Below are 4,397 nucleotides of genomic sequence, written 5' to 3' on the forward strand. Positions count from 1 at the left end.
GACCACTTCGGCGTCGTCGCGCATCGCTACGTGGAGGCGCGGCCGACCTATCCGGCCGAGCTGTTCGCATGGCTCTCGGCGGAGGCTCCTGCGCGTGACCTTGCGTGGGACTGCGGCTGCGGCAGCGGGCAGGCGTCGGTGGCGCTGGCCGACCACTTCGAGACCGTGATCGCCACGGACGCGAGTGCCGCGCAACTGGCGCACGCCACGCCGCACCCGCGGGTGACGTATCGCGTATCGCCTGCGGACGCGTCTGGCCTCGACGCCGGCTCGGCGTCGCTTGTCACGGTCGCGCAGGCGTTGCACTGGTTCCCGCTGGACGCGTTCTACGCCGAGGTGCGGCGCGTGGCGCGTCCGGGCGGCCTGGTCGCCGCATGGACCTACGCCGCGTTCACGCTCGAGGACGCGCGCGCCGACGCCATCGTGCACGCGTACCACTACGACGCGATGGCGGACTGGTGGCCGCCCGAGCGTGACATCGTCGAGCGGCGCTACGCGGACCTGCCGTTCCCGTTCGCGCGCGTCGAGGTGCCCGCCTTCCACATGCAGACGCAGTGGTCGCTCGCGCAGGTGTGCGCGTACCTGCGCAGCTGGTCGGCGACCTCGCGGTACGTCGCCGCGCACGGCCATGACCCTGTAGATGTCGTCGAGGCGCAGCTGCGCGAGGTCTGGGGCGAGCCTGGGCGCGCCGTTGCCGTCGACTGGCCGCTGACGGTGATTGCCGGACGGGCGCAGAAGTAATGCCGCGATGCTGCGATGCCGGGAATGCCGGAAGGGAAGGGCCAAGGGCAGCGTCGGCCTCGGCCGACGATCAGTCTGCGCGGGCCGGCGCCACTGTCCGCCTGCGCCGCTGGCCATCCTCAGCGCGAGGCGGGCGAGTCGGCGCTCGACAGCACACGCTGAACCCGCTCCGAGTTGACGTATCTGAAGGTCAGTCCCCTGGCCTCGGTCTTCGCGACCGCAGGCGAGACGATTCGCGTGTCGCATTGACGCTCGTCTTCACAATCGAAGACGACCCGCAGCCTCGTGTTGCTCTCCCATGTCAGCTCGACCGAGTATTGACCCAGGTGTCGCGTACCAAGGTCGACGCCTACGACCGATGTAACGCCAGCGGCGGTGCGTGAGGTGCCGATGCAGCCCGGCATTGAAGACTCGCCGAAGTGCGCCTTCGGCGCGCGGCGAGTTCCCGGCATCGCAGCATCGCAGCATCGCGGCATTACCCCCGGCGCTTCCGTTTGATCTCCCGCCAGCCTTCGAGCCTGCGGGCGATCTCCTTCTCGAATCCGCGATCCGTGGGCTTGTAGAACTGGCGGCCCTGGAGGGCAGGGGGCAGGCAGTCCATGCCCGTCACCGCATCGGCGGCGTCGTGGGCGTACTCGTAGCCCTTGCCGTAGTCGAGCTGCTTCATCAGGCGCGTCGGCGCGTTGCGCAGGTGCAGCGGGACCGGCTCGGCCTCGTCGCGCCGCGCGGCCTCGGCGGCGGCGTTGATCGCGGCATACACGGCGTTGCTCTTCGGCGCGGTCGCGAGATACACGGCGGCCTGCGCCAGGGCGGTGTTGGCCTCCGGCATGCCGAGCAGGTGCGCCGCCTGCTGGGCCGCGATGGCGATGACCAGCGCCTGCGGATCGGCATTGCCGATGTCCTCCGACGCGAAGCGCACCAGTCGCCGTGCCACGTACATCAGGTCCTCGCCCGAGTCGAGCATGCGCGCCAGCCAGTACACGGCCGCGTCGGGATCGCTGTTGCGCAGCGACTTGTGCAGGGCCGAGATGAGGTTGAAGTGCTCCTCGCCCGACTTGTCGTAGCGCAGCGTGCGGCGCGACACCAGCGGCTGCAGGTGCGCGCGCGTCAGGAGCCGCGGCTCGGCGTCGGGCACCACGCTCACCGCGAGTTCGAGCAGGTTGAGGGCGCTCCGCGCATCGCCGTTGGCATGCACGGCGATGGCCTGCAGCACACCCTCCTCGACGTCGACGCCGCTGGTCCCGAGGCCACGTTCGATGTCGCGCAGCGCCCGGTCGAGGATGACGACGACGGCCTCGGGCGTGAGAGCCTGCAGGACGAACACCTTCGAACGCGAGAGCAACGCCGCGTTCACCTCGAACGACGGGTTCTCCGTCGTCGCGCCGATGAGCACGATGTCGCCCGCTTCGACATGCGGCAGGAAGGCATCCTGCTGCGCGCGGTTGAAGCGGTGGATCTCGTCGATGAAGACGACCGTGCGCGCGCCGTCGCGCTGGCGCGCGGCCCCGGCATCGACCATCACCTGCTTGACGTCCTTCACGCCCGACAGCACCGCGCTGAACTGCACGTAGCGTGCTTCCGTCGCCTGGGCGATCGCGCGCGCCAGCGTCGTCTTGCCGGTGCCGGGCGGGCCCCAGAGGATCACCGACTGCAGCACGTCGCGGTCGATGGCTTCGCGCAAGGGGCGCCCCGGCGCGAGCAGGGCCTCCTGACCGACGATCTCGTCGATGGTCCGGGGGCGCATGCGATCGGCAAGGGGGACGTGCCCCGCCGCGCGCGGGACCTGTCCGCCGATTCCGTCGGGCGTAGCTGGACCGAACAGCGACGGTTCGCTCATGGCCGATGCGCCTCGATCCGCGATTCCCGGCTACCGATTCCCGACTCCCGTCGTTGCCGCGCGACCTCGAACAGCACGAGACTGGTGGCCACGGCGACGTTCAGCGACTCGACGGGCGCACGCATCGGGATCCGCAGCCTGAGGTCCGCGTCCTGCAGCAGGTCGGCGGGCAACCCGGCGCCCTCGGAGCCAGCGCAGATGGCGAGGGGACCCGTGAGGTCCGCACCGTGCAGATCGACGTCGGCACGCGGATCGAGCGCCACGAGGCGGAGGCCGGCATCGCGCAGGGCCTGGGCGGCCTCCCGCGCGTGCGTGTCGCGCGCCACGGGCAGGCGCAGCGCGCTGCCCATCGAGCCGCGCAGCACCTTCCAGCCGAGGGGATGCGCGCTCGACCCTGCCGCGAGCAGGCCGGTGGCGCCGGCGGCCTCGCTGCTGCGCGCGAGCGCTCCGAGGTTGCCCGGGTCCTGCACGTCGATGGCCAGCGTGACCAGAGCGGGCGCCGGCGTGAGCAACGCGTCGATCGGGCGCAGCGCAAGCGTGGCGAGCGCGAGGATGCCGCTCGGGGTGCGCGTCGGACTTGCCGCGTCGAGCACGGCGGGCGTGACCCACTGCACCGGGACGTGCTGTCGCGTCGCTCGGGCCGCGAGGGTCGCGATCTCGGCGCGGGCGTCGGCGCCCTCGGCGACGAGCACGACCGAGATTGGCAGCCCGTGCGCCAGCGCCTCGTCGATCAGGTGCGGGCCGTCGAGCAGGGCGTCCTCACCGTGCCCATCGGCGGCGTTCCGGCAGCGGGTGACGAGCGGATGGCGACGGCTGGTGAGCGTGGTGTCTGGCATGGAGGAGGCGGGCAGCCGCGCGGATCCCCTATGGTAAGATTTCCGCGTCGTTGGCCCAACACACGCGGTCACGCCGGCACAATTGGGTGCTCGCGTCGGACCCCGTCGTGCCAGCGCTGGAATGCCCGTGGGACTGGAAGTCAAAGCGCAACTGCTCCGGAAGTTCGAAGACGAGGTCTCTGCCCTGGATCGCGAGCTCAAGACCGAGCTCCCCAAGGAGATCCAGCGTGCGCGCGAGCTCGGGGACCTGCGCGAGAACGCCGAGTACCAGGCCGCCAAGGAGCGCCAGTCCTTCCTGCAGGCGCGCATCGGCATGCTGAAGAAGCGCATGGCCGACATCTCGCTGATGAACCTCGACCGCCTGCCGCACGGCAAGGTGGCGTTCGGGTCCACCGTCACGCTGCGCGAAGAGGGCGGCGGCACGATCACGTACCAGCTCGTCATGCCCGAGGACGCGGATGGGGCCAAGGGCCTCATCTCGACCGCATCGCCGATCGGCCGCGCCCTGCTGGGCAAGGAAGAGGGCGACGAGGTCACGGTGCCGACCCCCAATGGCCAGCGTGTCTTCGAGCTCATCAAGCTCGCCACCATTCACGACTAGCGACCCGGCGGCGACGTCGGCGCCAGGCACGCCCTATGCGCCACGCCTGCGGACGGCGCTGGTCTTCACCGGTACCGGCACGGCCGGCGCCTACCACGCGGGCGTGATGCAGGCGCTCGCCGAGGCGGGCGTCAAGGTCGACCTCGTGGCAGGCCGAGGCATGGGCGCGGCAAGCGCCATGCTGGCGGCGCTGGACGGCGGGGCACGCCTGTGGCAACCCTCGGGCGCCTGGAGCGGGCCGCGCGCGGCACGCCTCTACCCGTGGCGGCTGTCGTGGCGCGTGGTCGGCTGGGCGTTGGCCCTCTGCTTCCTCGTGCTGGCCCTGCCGGTCTTCGTGCAGGTGGTCGCCGCGCTGCTGTATCCGCTGGCGTATGCCGTGCAA

At 71.1% G+C, this 4,397-nt stretch carries 5 protein-coding genes; 3 read left to right on the top strand and 2 right to left on the bottom strand.

Annotated elements, in window-relative coordinates:
• Positions 1-741, top strand: a 741-nt coding sequence (locus ACIRDX_RS20960; protein ID WP_396627381.1) for a class I SAM-dependent methyltransferase, incomplete at its 5' end; no start/stop codon positions are given.
• Between the two features lie 475 nt (positions 742-1,216).
• Here the strand turns inward: ACIRDX_RS20960 and ACIRDX_RS20965 are convergent.
• Both ACIRDX_RS20965 and ACIRDX_RS20970 read right to left on the bottom strand, forming a co-directional pair.
• Positions 1,217-2,485, bottom strand: coding sequence for a replication-associated recombination protein A (locus ACIRDX_RS20965; protein ID WP_396627385.1), 1,269 nt, complete (start codon positions 2,483-2,485; stop codon positions 1,217-1,219).
• Positions 2,486-2,574: 89 nt separating this feature from the next.
• A complete protein-coding gene (locus ACIRDX_RS20970; RefSeq protein ID WP_396627382.1) occupies positions 2,575-3,414 on the bottom strand; it encodes a TrmH family RNA methyltransferase in 840 nt (279 codons plus the stop codon).
• 127 nt (positions 3,415-3,541) lie between these two features.
• Here ACIRDX_RS20970 and ACIRDX_RS20975 point away from each other — a divergent pair, with 127 nt between their 5' ends.
• On the top strand, positions 3,542-4,015 hold the full coding sequence (locus ACIRDX_RS20975) for a GreA/GreB family elongation factor (protein WP_396627383.1): 474 nt from the start codon (positions 3,542-3,544) through the stop codon (positions 4,013-4,015).
• The coding region (locus ACIRDX_RS20980) for a patatin-like phospholipase family protein (RefSeq protein WP_396627384.1) at positions 3,966-4,397 on the top strand (432 nt) is incomplete at its 3' end. The genes ACIRDX_RS20975 and ACIRDX_RS20980, both read left to right, overlap by 50 nt.

Origin of the sequence: Luteitalea sp., from assembly GCF_044337415.1 — a bacterium.
Lineage (GTDB): Bacteria > Acidobacteriota > Vicinamibacteria > Vicinamibacterales > Vicinamibacteraceae > Luteitalea.